We start from the raw sequence: 17,011 nt of genomic DNA, 5'->3' as shown, positions 1-17,011 counted from the left end.
GGCCGAGCTCAAGGAGCACGGTGGCGCCCAGCTCGGCGAGGCGGCGGGCGGCGTCGGCGAACCTGACCGTGGCGCGCACCTGCTCGACCCAGTACTCCGGGGTGCACAGCCGCTCGGGGTCGGCCGGTCGGCCGGTCACGGTCGACACCAGGGGGGTCGTCGGAGCGTGGTACGAGATTCCGCGCGCGACCCTGGCGAAGGCGTCGAGCATCGGATCCATGTGCGGCGAGTGGAAGGCGTGGCTCACCCGCAGCCGCCGGGTCCGGCGGCCCTGCGCGGCGAAGCGCGCCGCGAGCTCCAGGACCGGCTCCTCGTCGCCGGACAGCACCAGGGACCGGGGGCCGTTGACGGCGGCGAGGGCCATCCGGTCCTCGTGGCCGGCCAGCAGCGGCAGCACCTCGTCCTCGGCGGCCTCGACGGAGACCATCGCGCCCCCGGCGGGCAGGTCCGACATCAGCCGGCCCCGCGCGGCGACCAGGGTGCAGGCGTCCTCCAGCGAGAACACCCCTGCCACGTGCGCGGCGGCGAGCTCGCCGACCGAGTGCCCGGCCAGGTGGCCGGGGCGGACGCCCCAGGACTCGAGGAGCCGGTGGAGGGCCACCTCCAGGGCGAACAGGGCGGGCTGGGTGTAGGCCGTGTCGTCGAGCAGCGCGGCTTCGGCGCTGCCGGGCGCGGCGAACATCACCTCGCGCAGCGGCCGCTCCAGTTCGCGGTCGAAGAGGGCCAGTACGGCGTCCAGGGCGTCGGCGAACGCCGGGTGCCGCTCGTAGAGTTCGCGGCCCGCGCCGGGGCGCTGGCCGCCCTGTCCGGTGAAGAGGAACGCGGTCCGGCCGCGCGCGGCGGCCCGTGCGGTGAGCAGGGCGGAGTCCGGCAGACCGTCGCGCAGGGCGGTCAGGGCCCGCACGCACTCCTCGCGGGTGCCGGTGACGACGGCGGCCCTGTGCTCCAGGGCGGCGCGGCCGGTGGCCAGTGCGCGTCCCAGGGCGGGCAGCGCGAACGCCTCCGGCCTGCCGGTGACCGCGTCGAGCAGGCGCCCGGCCTGGGCGCGCAGCGCGGCCTCGGTCCGGCCGGACAGCAGGAGCGGGACCACGCCCGCCGGCCGGGCGGCCTCCTCCTGCGGCTCGGGCTCCGCGGCCGGGGCCTGCTCCAGGACGAGGTGGGCGTTCGTGCCGCTCAGGCCGAAGGAGGACACGGCCGCGCGGCGCGGGCGGCCGGTCTGCGGCCACTCCCGTTCCCCGGTCAGCAGCTCGATCGCGCCCGCCGTCCAGTCCACGTGGCTGGAGGGCCGGTCGATGTGCAGGCTCGCGGGCAGGACGCCGTGGCGCATGGCCATGACCATCTTGATGACGCTCGCGACACCGGAGGCCATCTGGGTGTGGCCGATGTTGGACTTGACCGAGCCGAGCAGCAGCGGCCGCTCGGCGTCCCGGTCCCGGCCGTAGGTCGCGATCAGCGCCTGGGCCTCGATGGGGTCGCCGAGGCGGGTGCCGGTGCCGTGGCCTTCGACGGCGTCGACGTCGGCGGCGGCGACGCCCGCGTTGGCGAGGGCCTGGCGGATGACGCGCTGCTGGGAGGGCCCGTTGGGGGCGGTCAGGCCGTTGGACGCGCCGTCCTGGTTGACGGCGGAGCCGCGGATGACGGCGAGGACGCGGTGGCCGTTGGCCAGGGCGTCGGACAGCCGTTCGACGAGGACCAGGCCCACGCCCTCCGCGAGGCTCATGCCGTCGGCCGCCTCGGCGTACGCCTTGCAGCGCCCGTCCGCGGCCATGGCGCGCTGCCGGCTGAAGCCGACGAAGGCGTTGGGCGTGGCCATGATGCTGACGCCGCCCGCGAGGGCGAGCGCGGACTCGCCGCTGCGCAGCGACTGGCAGGCCAGGTGCAGGGCCACCAGCGAGGAGGAGCAGGCGGTGTCGAGGGTGACGGCGGGGCCCTCGAAGCCGAGGGTGTAGGAGATCCGCCCGGACAGCACGGACGGGATGGTGCCGGTGATCAGGTGGCCCTCGGCGCCGTCCTGGGCGGAGCCGCCGGAGGTGTAGTCCTGGTAGCTGGCGCCGATGAAGGTGCCGGTGCGGCTGCCGCGCAGGCCGTTCGGGTCGATCCCGGCGCGTTCCAAAGCCTCCCAGGAGGTCTCCAGCAGCAGGCGCTGCTGCGGGTCCATCGACAGGGCCTCGCGCGGCGAGATGCCGAAGAAACCCGCGTCGAACTCGGCGGCGCAGTCCAGGAATCCGCCGCGCGTCGAGTACGTCTTGCCGGGCCGGTCCGGGTCGGGGTCGTAGAGCCCGTCGGCGTCCCAGCCGCGGTCGAGGGGGAAGTCGCCGATGGCGTCGGCCCCGGCGGCGACCAGTCGCCACAGGTCCTCGGGGGAGGCGACCCCGCCCGGGTAGCGGCAGCTCATGCCGATCACGGCGATGGGTTCGTCGTCGGCGGGCGGCGCCGCGGCGGCGGCCGCGGCCGGAGTCCCGGTGGGTGCGCCGGCGACCTGGGTGCGCAGGAACCCCACCAGGGAGACGGGGTTGGGGTAGTCGAAGACCATGGTGCTGGGCAGGGACAGCCCGGTCACGGCCGACAGCCGGTTGCGCAGGTCCACGGCGGTCAGCGAGTCGAAGCCGACGTCGCGGAAGGCCCGCTGCTCGGACAGCGTGTCCGGGGAGGCGTGGCCGAGGACGGTGGCCGCCTCGGAGCGTACGAGGTCCAGGAGCGCGCGGTCCTGCTCGGCGGCGGGCAGGGCCCGCAGTCGGGCGGTGAACTCGCTGTCTCCGGTCGGCCGTTCGGTGGCCTGGTGCTCCAGCCTGCGCACCTCGGCGATGTCCTCGAACAGGGCGGTGGGCCGCCCGGAGGTGAACACCGGGTGGTAGCGGTCCCAGTCGATGTCGGCGACGGTGAGGACGTGCGCGTCCTCGGCCAGGGCCTGGCGCAGCCCGGTGAGGGCCTGCTGCGGGTCCATGAAGTTCAGGCCGCTGCGGCGGATCTGGCCGGGGTCGACCCGGCCGAGCTTGAGGTCGTCGGACCAGATGCCCCAGGAGAGGGAGGTGGCGTGGGCGCCGCGTGCCCGGCGGTGCTCGGCGAGGGCGTTGAGGTACGCGTTCGCGGCGACGTAGGCGGCGTGCCGGCCGCTGCCCCACATGCCGGCGGTGGAGGAGTACAGGACGAACGCGTCGAGCTGGTCGTCGTCGAGGAGCTCGTCCAGGTGGCGGGCTCCGGTCACCTTCGCGTCGATGACCCTGGCGAATGCCTCGGGGCCGGTCTCCTCCAGGGAGGCCAGTTCGATGACGGCGGCGGTGTGGACGACGGTCCGTACGGTGCGGCCGTCGGCGGTCAGGCCTTCCAGGAGGGCGGCGACGGCCGCGCGGTCCGTGAGGTCGCAGCTGCGGAACTCCGCCTCGCAGCCCAGCGCGTGGAGTTCGGCGAGCAGTTCGGCGGTGCCGGGCGCGTCGGCGCCGCGCCGGCTGGTGAGGACGAGGTGCTCGGCTCCCTCCCCGGCGAGCCGGCGGGCCAGGTGCGGGGCCAGGGTGCCGGTGCCGCCGGTGATCAGGGTGGTGCCGCGCGGACGCCAGGCGTCCTTGCCCGCGGCGGCCCGGCCCGCGGCGGCGCGGGCGATGCGCCGGGCCATGACGCCCGAGGGCCGCAGGGCGAGCTGGTCCTCGCCGGTCGTCCCGGTGAGGACGGCGGCGAGGCGTTCGCGGCCCCGGGCGTCCAGCGGGGTGTCGGGCAGGTCGATGACACCGCCCCAGCGGTCGGGGTGCTCCAGGGCCGCGGTCCAGCCGAGGCCGTGGATCTGGGCCTGCACGGGCCGGGTGAGCCGGTCGGCGCGGCCGGTGGAGACGGCGCCCCGGGTGACGCACCACAGGGGTGCGCCGATTCCGGTGTCGCCGAGGGCCTGGACCAGGGAGAGGGTCAGGGCGAGCCCGCCGGTGAGCGCGGGCACGGCCGGGCTCGGCGCCTCGTCCGCGGCGAGCAGCGACACGATGCCGGTGAGGTCCGTGCCGGCTTCGGCCGGGCCGGCGCTGACGGCGGCGAGGCGGTCGGCCAGGACTGCCCGGTCGGCGCAGGTCTCGTCCAGCACCAGGTGCCGTACGTCGGCGCCGGCGGCCGTCAGCGTCTGGGTGATGTCGGCGTCGGCCGCGGCAGCGGCCGAGACGACGAGCCAGGTGCCGGTGAGCCGGGCGGCCGGGGGCAGCGCGCCGAGCGGCTTCCACGTGGCGCGGTAGCGCCAGGAGTCCACGGCCGCCCGTTCGCGGCTGCGGCGCCGCCAGCCGGCGAGCGCGGGCAGCAGCGGGGCGAGTGCGGACTGCTCCAGTCGGAGGCCCTCGGCCAGCGACTCGACGTCCTCCTCCTCCACGGCGGTCCAGAACTCGGCGTCGGCCGGGTCCCCTTCGCCCGCGGTGCCCGGCCTGCCGGGCAGGGCCCACAGGTGCTCGCGCTGGAAGGCGTACGTGGGCAGGGCGACGCGGTGCGCGCCGGTGCCCTCGACGGCCGGGGCCCAGTCCACGCGGGCACCGCGGACGAACGCCTCTGCGAGGGAGGTCAGGAAGCGGCCGGTGCCGCCCTTGTCGCGGCGCAGGGTGCCGATGGCGGCGACCTGGTGCCCGCCGTCCTCGGCCACGGCCTCGACGGCCATGGTCAGCACCGTGTGCGGGCTGGCCTCGACGAAGAACCGGTGGCCCTGGTCGAGCAGCGCGGCCACGGCCGGGCCGAAGCGGACGGTGCGGCGCAGGTTGCGGTACCAGTACGCGGCGTCCAGGGCGGCCGTGTCCAGCCAGTCGCCGGTCACGGTCGAGAAGAACGGGATCTCGGCGGTGCGCGGGCGTACGGGTGCCAGGGCGGCCAGCAGCTCCTCCTCCAGCTGCTCGACCTGGGCGGAGTGGGAGGCGTAGTCGACGGCGATGCGGCGGGCCCGGACGTCGGCGGCGGCGAGCTCCTCGACGAGCGCGTCGAGTTCCTCGGGGGTGCCGGCGACGACCACGGTGCGCGGGCCGTTGACGGCGGCGATGGAGATGCCTCCGCCGCGTGCGGCCAGGAGCGCCTCGGCCTCGTCGGCGGGCAGCGGTACGGAGACCATGCCGCCGGAGCCCGCCAGCCGGCGGGCGATGGCCTGGCTGCGCAGGGCCACCACGCGGGCGGCGTCGTCCAGGGTGAGGGCCCCGGCGACGGCGGCCGCCGCGATCTCGCCCTGCGAGTGGCCGAGGACCGCGTCGGGGGTGATGCCGTACGAGGCCCACAGGTGGGCCAGCGACACCATGACGGCGAAGCTCGCGGGCTGGACGACGTCGACCCGGTCGAGGGACGGCGCGCCGTCGGCCTGGCGCAGGACGTCGACGAGCGACCAGTCGGTGTAGGCCGACAGGGCTGCGGCGCACTCGTGCAGCCGTTCGGCGAAGACCGGTGACTGGTCGAGGAGTTCGGCGGCCATTCCGGCCCACTGCGCGCCCTGGCCGGGGAAGACGAACACGGTCTTGCCGTCGAGGTCGGCGGCGGCCTGGACGACGGAGGTGGACGCGCCGCCGGTCGCGAGGGCCTCCAGGTGCCGGCGCAGGTCCCCGGCGCTGTCGCCGAGGACGACGGCACGGTGCTCGAAGAGCGCGCGGGTGGAGGCCAGCGAGTGGCTGATGTCGGCCGGCCGTGCGGCGGCGGAGTCCGGGCCGAGGCGGTCGAGGTGCTCGGCGAGCCGCGCGGCCTGGCCGCGCAGCGCCGCGGGCGTCCTGGCGGACAGCACCCACGGGATCACGGCGCCGCCCGGGTCGGACGCCTGCCCGGCGGTCCCGGCCGGGTCGGCCGGGGCCGGCGTGGCCGGGGCCGGGTCGGCGGCCGGGGCCTCCTCCAGGACCACGTGCGCGTTGGTGCCGCTGATGCCGAAGGAGGACACGGCGCAGCGGCGGACCCGCTCGCCGGCCGGCCAGGCGGCGGGGGCCTGCAGGAGGGCGACCGTGCCGCCGCTCCAGTCGATGTGCGAGGACGGCTCGTCGGCGTGCAGGGTCCGCGGGAGCAGTCCGCCCCGCAGTGCCATGACCATCTTGATGACGCCGGCGACGCCGGCAGCGGACTGCGTGTGGCCGATGTTGGACTTGACGGAGCCGAGCAGCAGCGGGTTCTCGGCGTCGTGGGCCTGGCCGTAGACGGCCTGGAGGGCCTGGGCCTCGATGGGGTCCCCGAGGGCCGTGCCGGTGCCGTGGGCCTCGACGGCGGTGATGTCGGCGGCCGTCACGCCCGCGTTGCTGAGGGCCTGGCGGATGACGCGCTGCTGGGAGGGGCCGTTGGGGGCGGTGAGCCCGTTGGAGGCGCCGTCCTGGTTGATGGCGGAGCCGCGGACCACGGCGAGGATGTCGTGCCCGTTGGCGCGGGCGTCGGAGAGCCGCTCCAGGACGAGGACGCCGACGCCTTCGGCGAGGGTCATGCCGTCGGCGGCCTCGGAGAACGGCTTGCAGCGGCCGTCGGCAGCCAGGGCCCGCTGCCGGCTGAAGGCGATGAACGCGTTCGGGTTGGTCATCACGGTGGCGCCGCCCGCCAGTGCGAGCGAGCTCTCCCCGTTGCGCAGGGACTGGCAGGCCAGGTGCAGGGCCACCAGCGAGGAGGAGCAGGCGGTGTCGACGGTGACGGCCGGGCCTTCGAGGCCGAAGAGGTAGGCGAGACGGCCGGAGAGCACGCTGGGGCTGGTGCCGGTGACGGCGTGGCCGGCGGACGCGTCGTCCATGCCGGTGCCGTACTCCTGGTAGGTGGAGCCGATGAAGGTGCCGGTGGCGCTGCCGTGTACGGCGGCCGGGTCGATGCCCGCCGATTCGAAGGCCTCCCAGGTGGTCTCCAGCAGGAGCCGCTGCTGCGGGTCCATGGAGAGTGCCTCGCGGGGGGAGATGCCGAAGAACCCGGCGTCGAACTCCCCCGCCTCGTGGAGGAATCCGCCGCGGGTGGAGTACGTCTTGCCGCCCGCGTCGGGGTCGGCGTCGAACAGGTCCTCGTCCCAGCCGCGGTTGGCGGGGAACTCGGAGACGGCGTCGACGCCGTCGGCGATCAGCTGCCAGAACTGCTGCGGGGAGCCGGCCCCGCCGGGGAAGCGGCAGCTCATGCCGACGATGGCGATGGGTTCGTCGTACCGGCCCGCGAGTGCGGCCCGCGGGGCGGCCTGGACCTCGGCGGCGCCGAGGATCTCGCCGCGCAGGAAGGCGGCGAGGGCGAGGGGCGTCGGGTGGTCGAAGGCCATGGTGCTGGGCAGCGCCAGGCCGGTCACGGCCGCCAGCCGCTTGCGCAGCTCGACGGCGGTCAGCGAGTCGAAACCGGCGTCGCGGAAGGCGCGGGTGGGGGCGACGGACTCGGCGGAGGAGTGCCCGAGGACGGTGGCGGCCTCGCGGCGCACCAGGTCCACGAGCGTCCGGTCCCGGTCGGCCTCGGGCAGCGCGCGGACCTTGCGTACGAACTCCGAGGCGGCGGCCTCGGTCTTCGGTGCCGCGGCGAGTGCGCGCACGTCGGGCAGTTCGTCGAAGAGCCGGCTGGGGCGGGCCGCGGTGAAGACGGGGACGTATGCGGCCCAGTCGACGTCGGCGACGGTGACGGCGGTGTCCTGCCGGAGGATCGCCCGGTCGAGTTCGGCCAGGGCGGTGGCGGGCGCGAGGAGGCGCAGGCCCTGTCGGGCGAGGCTGTCGGAGACGGCCTCGTGGGTGGCCATGCCGGCCTCGGCCCAGGGGCCCCAGGCCACGGAGGTGGCGGTCAGGCCGCGGGCGCGGCGGTGCTCGGCGAGGGCGTCGAGATAGGCGTTGGCGGCGGCGTAGGCGCTCTGGCCGGCGCTGCCCCAGATGCCGGCGACGGAGGAGAACAGGACGAAGAAGTCCAGGTCCCGGCCGTCCAGCAGGGCGTCGAGGTGGGCCGCGCCGAGCATCTTGGCGTCGGTGTACGCGCGCACGTCGGCGAGCGGGGTGGCGGCGAGCGGCGAGGCCTGGCCGAGACCGGCCGCGTGGACCACGCCGGTCAGCGGGTGCTCGGCGGGCACGGAGGCCAGCAGGGCGGCCAGCGCGTCCCGGTCGGCGACGTCGCAGGCGGCGACGGTGACGTCGGCGCCCAGCTGCCGGATCTCCTCCGCCAGCTCGGCGGCGCCGGGGGCCTCGGGGCCGCGCCGGCTGGTGAGGATCAGGTGGGCTGCTCCGCGTTCGGCGAGCCGGCGGGCCACCTCGGCGCCGAGCGCACCGGTGCCTCCGGTGACGAGCACCGTGCCGGTGACCTGGAAGGCCCCGTCCCTGGGGAGTTCGGCGGCGGGCCGGCGCACCAGGCGGCGGGCGTAGGCGGCGCTGCCGCGCAGGGCGAGCTGGTCCTCGGCGGCCTCGCCCGGGGTGGTGGCCAGCGCGCTGACGAGGCGCTGCACGGCGGGCGCGGAGAGGCTCTCGGGCAGGTCGACCAGGCCGTGGAAGGCCTGCGGGCGTTCCAGGGCGGCGACCCGTCCCAGGCCCCAGGCGGCGGCCTGGACGGGCCGGGTGACCGGGTCGGCGCCGCCGGTGGAGACGGCGCCCCGGGTGACCGTCCACAGCGGGGCGGTGCTGCCGGTGTCGTGCAGGGCCTGGGCGAGGGCCACCCCGAGCGCCAGGCCGGCGGGCAGACCGGTGCCCTGGAGACCGCCGCCGTCGGCGAGCGGCAGCAGGGACAGGAGGCCGTGGTGCTCCCCCGCCCCGGTGAGCCGGGCCGCGAGTTCGGCGCGGTCCAGGCAGGCGTCGTCCAGGACGAGGCGGGTGAACCGGGCGCCGTGGCCGCGCAGGGCGTCCAGCAGCTCGGCGTCCTCGATCCCGTCGGCGGTCAGGACGAGCCAGGTGCCGTCGAGGACGGGGGCGGCGCCCGCGCGGACCTGCTGCCACCGGATCCCGTAGCGGGCGGAGTCCAGCAGGGTCTGCTCGGCGTGGTGGCGCCGGTACGTCGACAGGGCGGGCAGCAGCGCGGCGAGGCCGGCGTGCTGTTCGTCGCGCAGGCCGAGGATGCCGGCCACGCCGTCGGTGTCGCCGCGCTCGACGGCGCCCCACAGGGCGGCGTCGGCGGGGCCCCCGGCCGCGGAGGCCGCCGCGGCGGTGGTCCGCTCGGGCCAGTAGCGCTCGTGCTGGAAGGCGTACGTGGGCAGTTCGACCCGGCGGGCGCCGGTCGGGGCGTGGTAGGCGGCCCATTCCACGGCGGTCCCGCGTACGTGGAGCCGGGCGAGGGCGGCGGTGACGCTCCGCTCCTCGGCGCGGCCGGCGCGCAGCAGCGGGACGCATTCGGTGTCGTCCCCGAGGACGTCCTGGGCGAGGGCGGACAGCACGCCGTCCGGGCCGAGTTCGAGGAAGGCGGTGGCCCCGGCGGCCCGGGCGGCAGCCGCTCCGTCGGCGAAGCGGACGGTGCCGCGGACGTGCTCCACCCAGTAGCCGGGGGTGCACAGCTCCTCGGCGGTGGCGATGGTGCCGGTCAGGTTGGACACCACGTCGAGGACGGGGGGACTGTACGCCAGCTGCTCGGCGACGGCGCGGAAGGCGTCGAGCACGGGTTCCATGCGGGCCGAGTGGAAGGCATGGCTGACCCGCAGCCGCTTGGTCCTGCGGCCCTGCGCGGTGAACTGCTCTGCCAGCGACAGGACGCCGGCCTCCTCCCCGGCGATGACGACCGCGCGGGGGCCGTTGACGGCGGCGACGGAGACCCCGTCGGTGAGCCGGGCGAGGACCTCGTCCTCGGCGGCCTCGAGGGAGACCATGGCACCGCCCTCGGGCAGCTCCTGCATCAGGCGGGCGCGGGCGGAGACCAGCGCGCACGCGTCGGCGAGGGTGAACACACCGGCGCAGTGCGCGGCGGCGATCTCGCCGACGGAGTGGCCGAGCAGCGGGCCGGGGCGCACGCCGAGCGAGGTGACCAGCCGGAAGAGGGCGACCTCGACGGCGAACAGGGCGGGCTGGGCGTAGCCGGTGCGGTCGAGGAGGGCCGCCTCACGGCTGCCCTCGGCGGCGAACAGCACCTCGCGCAGCGGGACGTCGTGCCCGTGGTCGCACTGGTCCAGGGCCGCCAGCACCTCGTCGAGGGCGGCGGCGAACACCGGGAAGCGGGCGTACAGCTCGCGGCCCATGCCGGCCCGCTGGGAGCCCTGCCCGGCGAAGAGGAAGCCGAGCCCGGCCGGGCCGGTCTCGCCTTCGCACAGGGCCGGGTCGGCCTCGCCGCGGGCCAGCGCGCGCAGGGCGCGCAGCAGTTCGGCGCGGCCGCCGACGGCGACGGCGCGCTGTTCGAAGGCGGACCGGGTGGTGGCGAGGGAGAGGCCGATGTCGGCCGGGTCGAGCTCGGGGTGGGCTTCTGCGTACGCGCGGAGCCGGACGGCCTGGTCGCGCAGCGCGGCCCGGGTGCGGCCGGACAGCGGCCAGGCGGTGACCTGGGTCTCCGCGCCCGCGGCGGGCGCGGGCAGGGCGGGCGCCTGCTCGATGACGACGTGGGCGTTGGTGCCGCTGATGCCGAAGGAGGAGACACCGGCGCGGCGCGGCCGGCCGGTCTCGGGCCAGGCCGTCTCCTCGGCCAGCAGCTCGACGGCGCCGTCCTGCCACTCGACGTGCCGGGAGGGCTCGGCCGCGTACAGGCTGCGCGGGGCGATGCCGTGGCGCAGGGCCATGACCATCTTGATGACGCCGGCGACGCCGGCGGCGGCCTGGGTGTGGCCGATGTTGGACTTGACCGAGCCGAGCAGCAGCGGGCGCTCGGCGTCGCGGTCCCGGCCGTAGGTCGCGAGCAGCGCCTGGGCCTCGATGGGGTCGCCGAGGGTGGTGCCGGTGCCGTGTCCCTCGACGACGTCGACGTCCGCGGTGGTCAGGCCGGCGCCGGCCAGGGCCTGGCGGATGACGCGCTGCTGGGACGGCCCGTTGGGCGCGGTGAGCCCGTTGGAGGCGCCGTCCTGGTTGACGGCGGAGCCGCGGACCACGGCGAGGACGGTGTGTCCGTTGCGGCGGGCGTCGGAGAGCCGTTCCAGGACGAGGATGCCGACGCCCTCCGACCAGCCGACGCCGTCGGCGCCGTCCGAGTACGCCTTGCAGCGGCCGTCCGGGGAGAGGCCGCGCTGGCGGGAGAACTCGATGAGGGAGGTCGGGGTGGACATGACGGTGACGCCGCCCGCGAGGGCGAGCGAGCACTCGCCGGCGCGCAGGGCCTGCATGGCCCAGTGCATGGCGACGAGCGAGGAGGAGCAGGCGGTGTCCACGGTGACGGCCGGGCCTTCGAGGCCGAGGGTGTAGGACACGCGGCCGGAGGCGATGGACGGCGAGGTGCCGCTGCCCTGGTGGCCTTCGAAGCGGCTGTCGGCGAGGGTCGCGGCGTAGTCGTTGTACATGACACCGGCGAACACGCCGGTCTGTGAGCCGCGCAGCGAGAGCGGGTCGATGCCCGCACGTTCGATCGCCTCCCAGGAGGCCTCCAGCAGGAGCCGCTGCTGGGCGTCGGTGGCGAGCGCCTCGCGCGGGCTCATCCCGAAGAAGCCGGGGTCGAACTCGGCGGCCTCGTGCAGGAATCCGCCGGAGCGGGTGTAGGCGGTGCCGGGGTGGTCCGGGTCCGGGTGGTAGAGCGTGTCGAGGTCCCAGCCGCGGTCGGTGGGCAGGCCGGAGATGGCGTCGGTGCCCGCGCGGACCAGCTGCCACAGGTCGTCGGGCGAGGCGACGCCGCCCGGGTAGCGGCAGCTCATGCCGACGATGACGATCGGGTCCTCCGATGCCGCGGCGGTGCGCGGGGCGGCGGCCACGGCGGCGGCGCCCTGGTCTCCCGTGAGTTCGTCGAGGAGGTGGCCGGCGAGGGCGGTGACCGTCGGGTAGTCGAAGATCACGGTGGCGGAGGTGCGCAGTCCGGTGGTGGTGCGCAGCCGGTTGCGGAGTTCGACGGCGGTGAGCGAGTCGAAGCCGAGGTCCTGGAAGCGGCGCGCAGGGTCCACGTCCTCGGGTCCGCCGTGCCGCAGTACGGCGGCGACCTGGGCGCGGACGAGGTCGGTGACGGCCGCGGCGCGGTCCGCCCCGTCGAGGCGGGCGAGCCGCTGGACGAGTCCGGCGGCGGCCTCGGATCCGGCGACGGCGGAACGCCGGGCGGGGCCCCGGACCAGTCCGCGGAGCAGCGGCGGTACGTCGCCCAGCGCGCGCAGGACCGGCAGGTCGAGCCGGGCCGGCAGCAGGACGGGCGCGTCCACGGCGAGGGCGGCGTCGAAGAGGGCGAGTCCGTCCCGCTCGGTGAGGGCGGGGGTGCCCAGGCGGGCCAGGCGCTCCAGGTCGGCGGCGGTCATGCCGCCCGTCATGCCGGCGGTGGGGGCCCACGGGCCCCAGCCGAGCGAGAGGGCGGGCAGTCCGGCGGCGCGCCGCTGCTGCGCGAGGGCGTCGAGGAAGGCGTTCGCGGCGGCGTAGTTGCCCTGGCCGGGGGCTCCGGCGGAGCCGGAGAGGGAGGAGAACACCACGAAGGCGGCCAGGCCGGGGCAGAGTTCCGCGGTGGCCTGGTGCAGGTGCCAGACGGCGTCGGCCTTGGGCCGCAGGACGGCGCTGACGCGTTCGGGGGTGAGGGAGGTGAGCACGCCGTCGTCGAGGACCCCGGCCGTGTGCACCACGGCGGTGAGCGGGTGCGCGGCGGGGACGGCGGCGAGCAGCCGGGTGACGGCGGCCCGGTCGGTCAGGTCGCATGCCTCGACGGCGACCTGCGCGCCGAGGGCGCACAGTTCGTCGGCGAACGCGGCGGCGCCTTCGGCGGCGGGACCGCGCCGGCTCGCCAGCAGCAGGTGGCGTACGCCGCGCTCGGCGACCAGGTGGCGGGCCAGGGACCGGCCGAGGCCGCCGAGGCCGCCGGTGATCAGGACGGTGCCCTCGGGGTCGAGGACGGCCTCGGCCGGCTCCCGGCGGGCCCGGGCGAGCCGGGCGGTCAGCACGGAGCCGTCCCGGACGGCCAGCTGCGGCTCGTCACCGGCGAGGGCCTGCGGGGGTACGGGGGCGGGTGCGTCGGGGTCGAGGTCGAGCAGGCCGAACCGGCCGGGGTGCTCGGCCTGCGCGGAGCGTACGAGGCCCCAGACTGCGGCGGCCGCGAGGTCGGTGACGCCCTCGTCGTCGGACGCGGCGACGGCGCCGCACGTGACGAAGGTCAGCCGGGCGTCGGCCGTGGCGTCGTCGGCGAGCCAGTCCTGGATCTGCCGCAGGACGCGCGCGGTCAGGGCGTGCGCGGCGGCGGCCGGGTCCTCGGCGGGCGCGGCGGCGGCGGGGGCGAGGACCAGGGCGGGCGTCTCGGCGCCCGGGGCCCGCACGAGCGGGGTGCCGAGGCCGTACGGGTCCTCGCCGAGGACCGCGACGGAGGCCGGGGCCGGTTGGGCGGTGGTGCCGCGGAGCCGGGTCCAGCGCAGTTCGAACAGGGCTTCGCGGGCCAGTGCGGCGGCGGGGCTCAGGTCGGCCTCGGGCAGGGCGCGCAGGATGAGCGAGCCGACGGTGGCGACCGGCCGGCCCTCGGTGTCGGCGACGGCCAGGGTGACCGCGTCGTCACCGGCGGCGGAGAGCTTCACGCGGACGGCGGTGGCGCCGGTGGCGTGCAGGCTGACGTCCTGCCAGGCGAAGGGCAGTCCGCCGCGGCCGTGTTCGCCGAGGTCGAGGAAGGCGCAGGGATGCAGGGCGGCGTCGAGGAGGGCGGGGTGGATGCCGAACGCGTCGGCGGCGGTCCCGGTCTCGGGAAGCGCCACCTCGGCGTACACGTCGTCTCCGGCGCGCCAGGCGGCGCGCACTCCCTGGAACAGGGGTCCGTACGTGAAGCCGGTGTCGGCCATCCGCCCGTAGAACCCGTCGAGGTCCAGCGGGCGCGCGTCGGCCGGGGGCCAGGCCCCGGCCGCGAACCCGTCCCCGGCCGGGGCCTGCCGGTCCGTGGCGGCCAGCACGCCCTGGGCGTGCTGGGTCCAGGGCAGTTCGTCCGCGGCTGCCCCGTCCTGGCCGGCGTCGGGCCGGGAGTGGACGGTCAGGGTGCGGCGGCCGGTCTCGTCGGGGCTGCCGACCCACACCTGCACCTGTACGCCGCCCTCTTCGGGCAGGAGCAGGGGTGCGGCGAGGGTGAGTTCCTCGATGCGGTCGCAGCCGACCTCGTCGCCTGCCCGGACGGCCAGTTCCAGGAAGCCGGTGCCGGGCAGCAGGACGGTGCCGCGTACGGCGTGCTGGGCCAGCCAGGGGTGGGACCGGACGGAGAGCCGGCCGGTGAGCAGGAGTCCGTCGGAGTTCGCGAGGGACACGGCGGCGGCCAGCAGCGGGTGGCGGGCGGCGCCCAGGCCGGCGCCGCGCACGTCGCCGGCGTGCCGGCCGAGCGCCGTGCGGGGCCAGTAGGCGCGGTGTTCGAAGGCGTACGTGGGCAGGTCGACGGGGCGGGCCCCGGTGCCGGCGAACCAGCCGTCCCACTGGACGCGGATGCCGCGTACGTGCAGGGCGGCGAGGCCCTCGGTGAAGGTGTCGGCCTCGGGGCGGCCCGGGCGCAGCAGCGGGCTCGCGGCCAGGTCGGTGAGGCTGTCGGCACCGGGGTGGGCCTGGGCGAGGGCGGACAGCACTCCGTCGGGGCCGAGTTCGAGGAAGGCTCCGGCGCCGTGGCCGGTGAGCCAGTCGAGTGCGTCGGCGAAGCGGACGGCGTGGCGTGCGTGGTCGGCCCAGTATGCGGGGGAGGCGAGCTGCTCGGCGGTGGCGGGGACGCCGGTGAGGGTGGAGATCACCGGGATGGCGGGGGCTTGCGGGTCGAGTCCGGCGACGACGGCGCGGAACTCCTCCAGCATCGGCTCCATCAGGGGCGAGTGGAAGGCGTGCGAGACGCGCAGCGGCCGCGTCTTGCGGCCCATCGCGTCGAAGTGCGCGGCGACGGCCGCGGTTTCGTCCGCGGCCCCGGCCACGACGACGGCGTGGGGTCCGTTGACGGCGGCGACGGAGACCGCGACCGCGTCGGTGAGGCGGCCGAGGACCTCCTCCTCGGTGGCCTGGACGGCGATCATGGCGCCGCCCTCCGGAAGGGCCTGCATCAGGCGGGCCCGGGCGGAGACCAGCGTGCACGCGTCGGCGAGGGTGAACACCCCGGCGACGTGGGCGGCGGCGATCTCGCCGATGGAGTGGCCGGTGAGGTAGTCCGGCGTGATTCCGAGGGACCGGACGAGCCGGAAGAGGGCGACCTCGACGGCGAACAGGGCGGGCTGGGCGTAGCCGGTGCGGTCGAGGAGGGCCGCCTCACGGCTGCCCTCGGCGGCGAACAGCACCTCGCGCAGCGGGACGTCGTGCCCGTGGTCGCACTGGTCCAGGGCCGCCAGCACCTCGTCGAGGGCGGCGGCGAACACCGGGAAGCGGGCGTACAGCTCGCGGCCCATGCCGGCCCGCTGGGAGCCCTGCCCGGCGAAGAGGAAGCCGAGCCTGGTGCGCCCCTGGACGGCGCCCCGCACGGCGGTGCCGTCCTCACCGTCCGCGAGGGCGGTGAGCGCGGCCTGCACCCCGGCGCGGTCGGCGGCCGTGATCACGGCGCGGTGCTCCAGACCGGCGCGGGTGGTGGCGAGGGAGTACGCGAGGTCGGTGTCGGAGTGCTGCGGGTCCGCGGCCAGGAACTCCAGCAGCCGGGCGGCCTGGCCGCGCAGGGCCGCCGGGGTCCGGCCGGACACCAGCCACGGCAGCGTGCCCGGCGTGGCGGGCCGGGTGGTCTGCGGCTCGGCCGCGTCGGCGTCCGTGTCCTCGGGGGCCTGCTCGATGATGGCGTGCGCGTTCGTGCCGCTGAGGCCGAAGGAGGAGACGCCGGCCCGGCGCGGTTCCTCGCGCCGGGGCCAGGGGGTGGGCTCGGTGAGCAGGCGTACGGCGCCGGCCGACCAGTCCACGTGGGTGGACGGCTGGTCCACGTGCAGGGTCCGGGGCAGCAGCCCGTGCCGCAGGGCGAGCACCATCTTGATGACGCCGGCCACACCGGCCGCGGCCTGGGTGTGGCTGATGTTGGACTTCACGGAGCCGAGGAGCAGCGGCCGGTCCTGGGAGCGGTTCTGCCCGTAGGTGGCGAGGAGCGCCTGAGCCTCGACCGGGTCGCCGAGGGTGGTGCCGGTGCCGTGGGCCTCGACCACGTCCACCTGGTCGGCGGAGAGCCGGGCGCCGCGCAGCGCCTGTTCGATGACCCGCTGCTGGGAGGGGCCGTTGGGGGCGGTCAGGCCGTTGCTCGCGCCGTCCTGGTTGACGGCGGTGCCGCGGACGACGGCCAGCACGCGGTGCCCGTTGCGGCGGGCGTCCGAGAGCCGCTCCAGGACGAGTACGCCGACGCCCTCGGCCCAGCCGGTGCCGCTTGCGGAGTCGGCGAAGGAGCGGCAGAGGCCGTCCGCGGCCAGGCCGCCCTGCCGGGCGAACTCGACGAAGGTGGTGGGGCTGGACATGACGGTGACGCCCGCGGCGAGCGCGAGTTCGGACTCCCCGGAGCGCAGCGACTGCGCGGCCAGGTGCAGGGCGACGAGGGAGGAGGAGCAGGCGGTGTCGACCGTCACGGCGGGGCCGACCGTGCCGAGGACGTAGGCCAGGCGGCCGGAGATGATGCTGGTCGCGTTGCCGGTCAGGACGAAGCCCTGGACGTCGTCGTCGGGCCCGGTGCGGTACTCCTGCGGCATCGCGCCGACGAACATGCCGGTCCGGGTGGAGCGCAGCGCGAGCGGGTCGATGCCGGCCCGCTCGAAGGCCTCCCAGGACGCCTCCAGCAGCACCCGCTGCTGCGGGTCCATGGACAGGGCCTCGCGGGGCGAGATGCCGAAGAAGGCCGAGTCGAAGTCGGCGGCGCCGCGGAGGAATCCGCCGCGGATGTCGGTGGGACCGTCGGCGGGGTCGAGTTCCCACCCGCGGTCGGAGGGCAGGCCGGTGATGCCGTCCCGCTCCTCCACGAGCATGGTCCACAGTTCTTCGGGGGAGGCCACCCCGCCGGGGTAGCGGCAGCTCATGCCGACGATGGCGATCGGCTCGGTGGCGGCCGCCTCCAGCTCGTGCACCCGCTGCCTCGAGCGCTGCAGGTCCGCGCCGGCCCGCTTGAGGTAGTCCCGGAGTTTCTGCTCGTTGCCCATATCCAC

Annotated in this window: 1 protein-coding gene (running past one end of the window); it reads right to left on the bottom strand. The window is 76.5% G+C overall.

Annotated elements, in window-relative coordinates; genetic code table 11:
• Positions 1-17,011 carry the 5' portion of a type I polyketide synthase gene (locus C0216_RS12675; protein WP_428985422.1) on the bottom strand. 11,606 nt of this gene lie to the left of the window's left edge, so the window shows 17,011 of its 28,617 coding nt (coding positions 1-17,011); it begins with the start codon at positions 17,009-17,011; its stop codon lies beyond the left edge, outside the window.

Source organism: Streptomyces globosus (assembly GCF_003325375.1).
GTDB classification, from domain to species: Bacteria; Actinomycetota; Actinomycetes; order Streptomycetales; family Streptomycetaceae; genus Streptomyces; species Streptomyces globosus_A.
The sequence above is the reverse complement of the archived record's forward strand: the minus strand, read 5'-3'. Positions and strand labels throughout refer to the sequence as shown.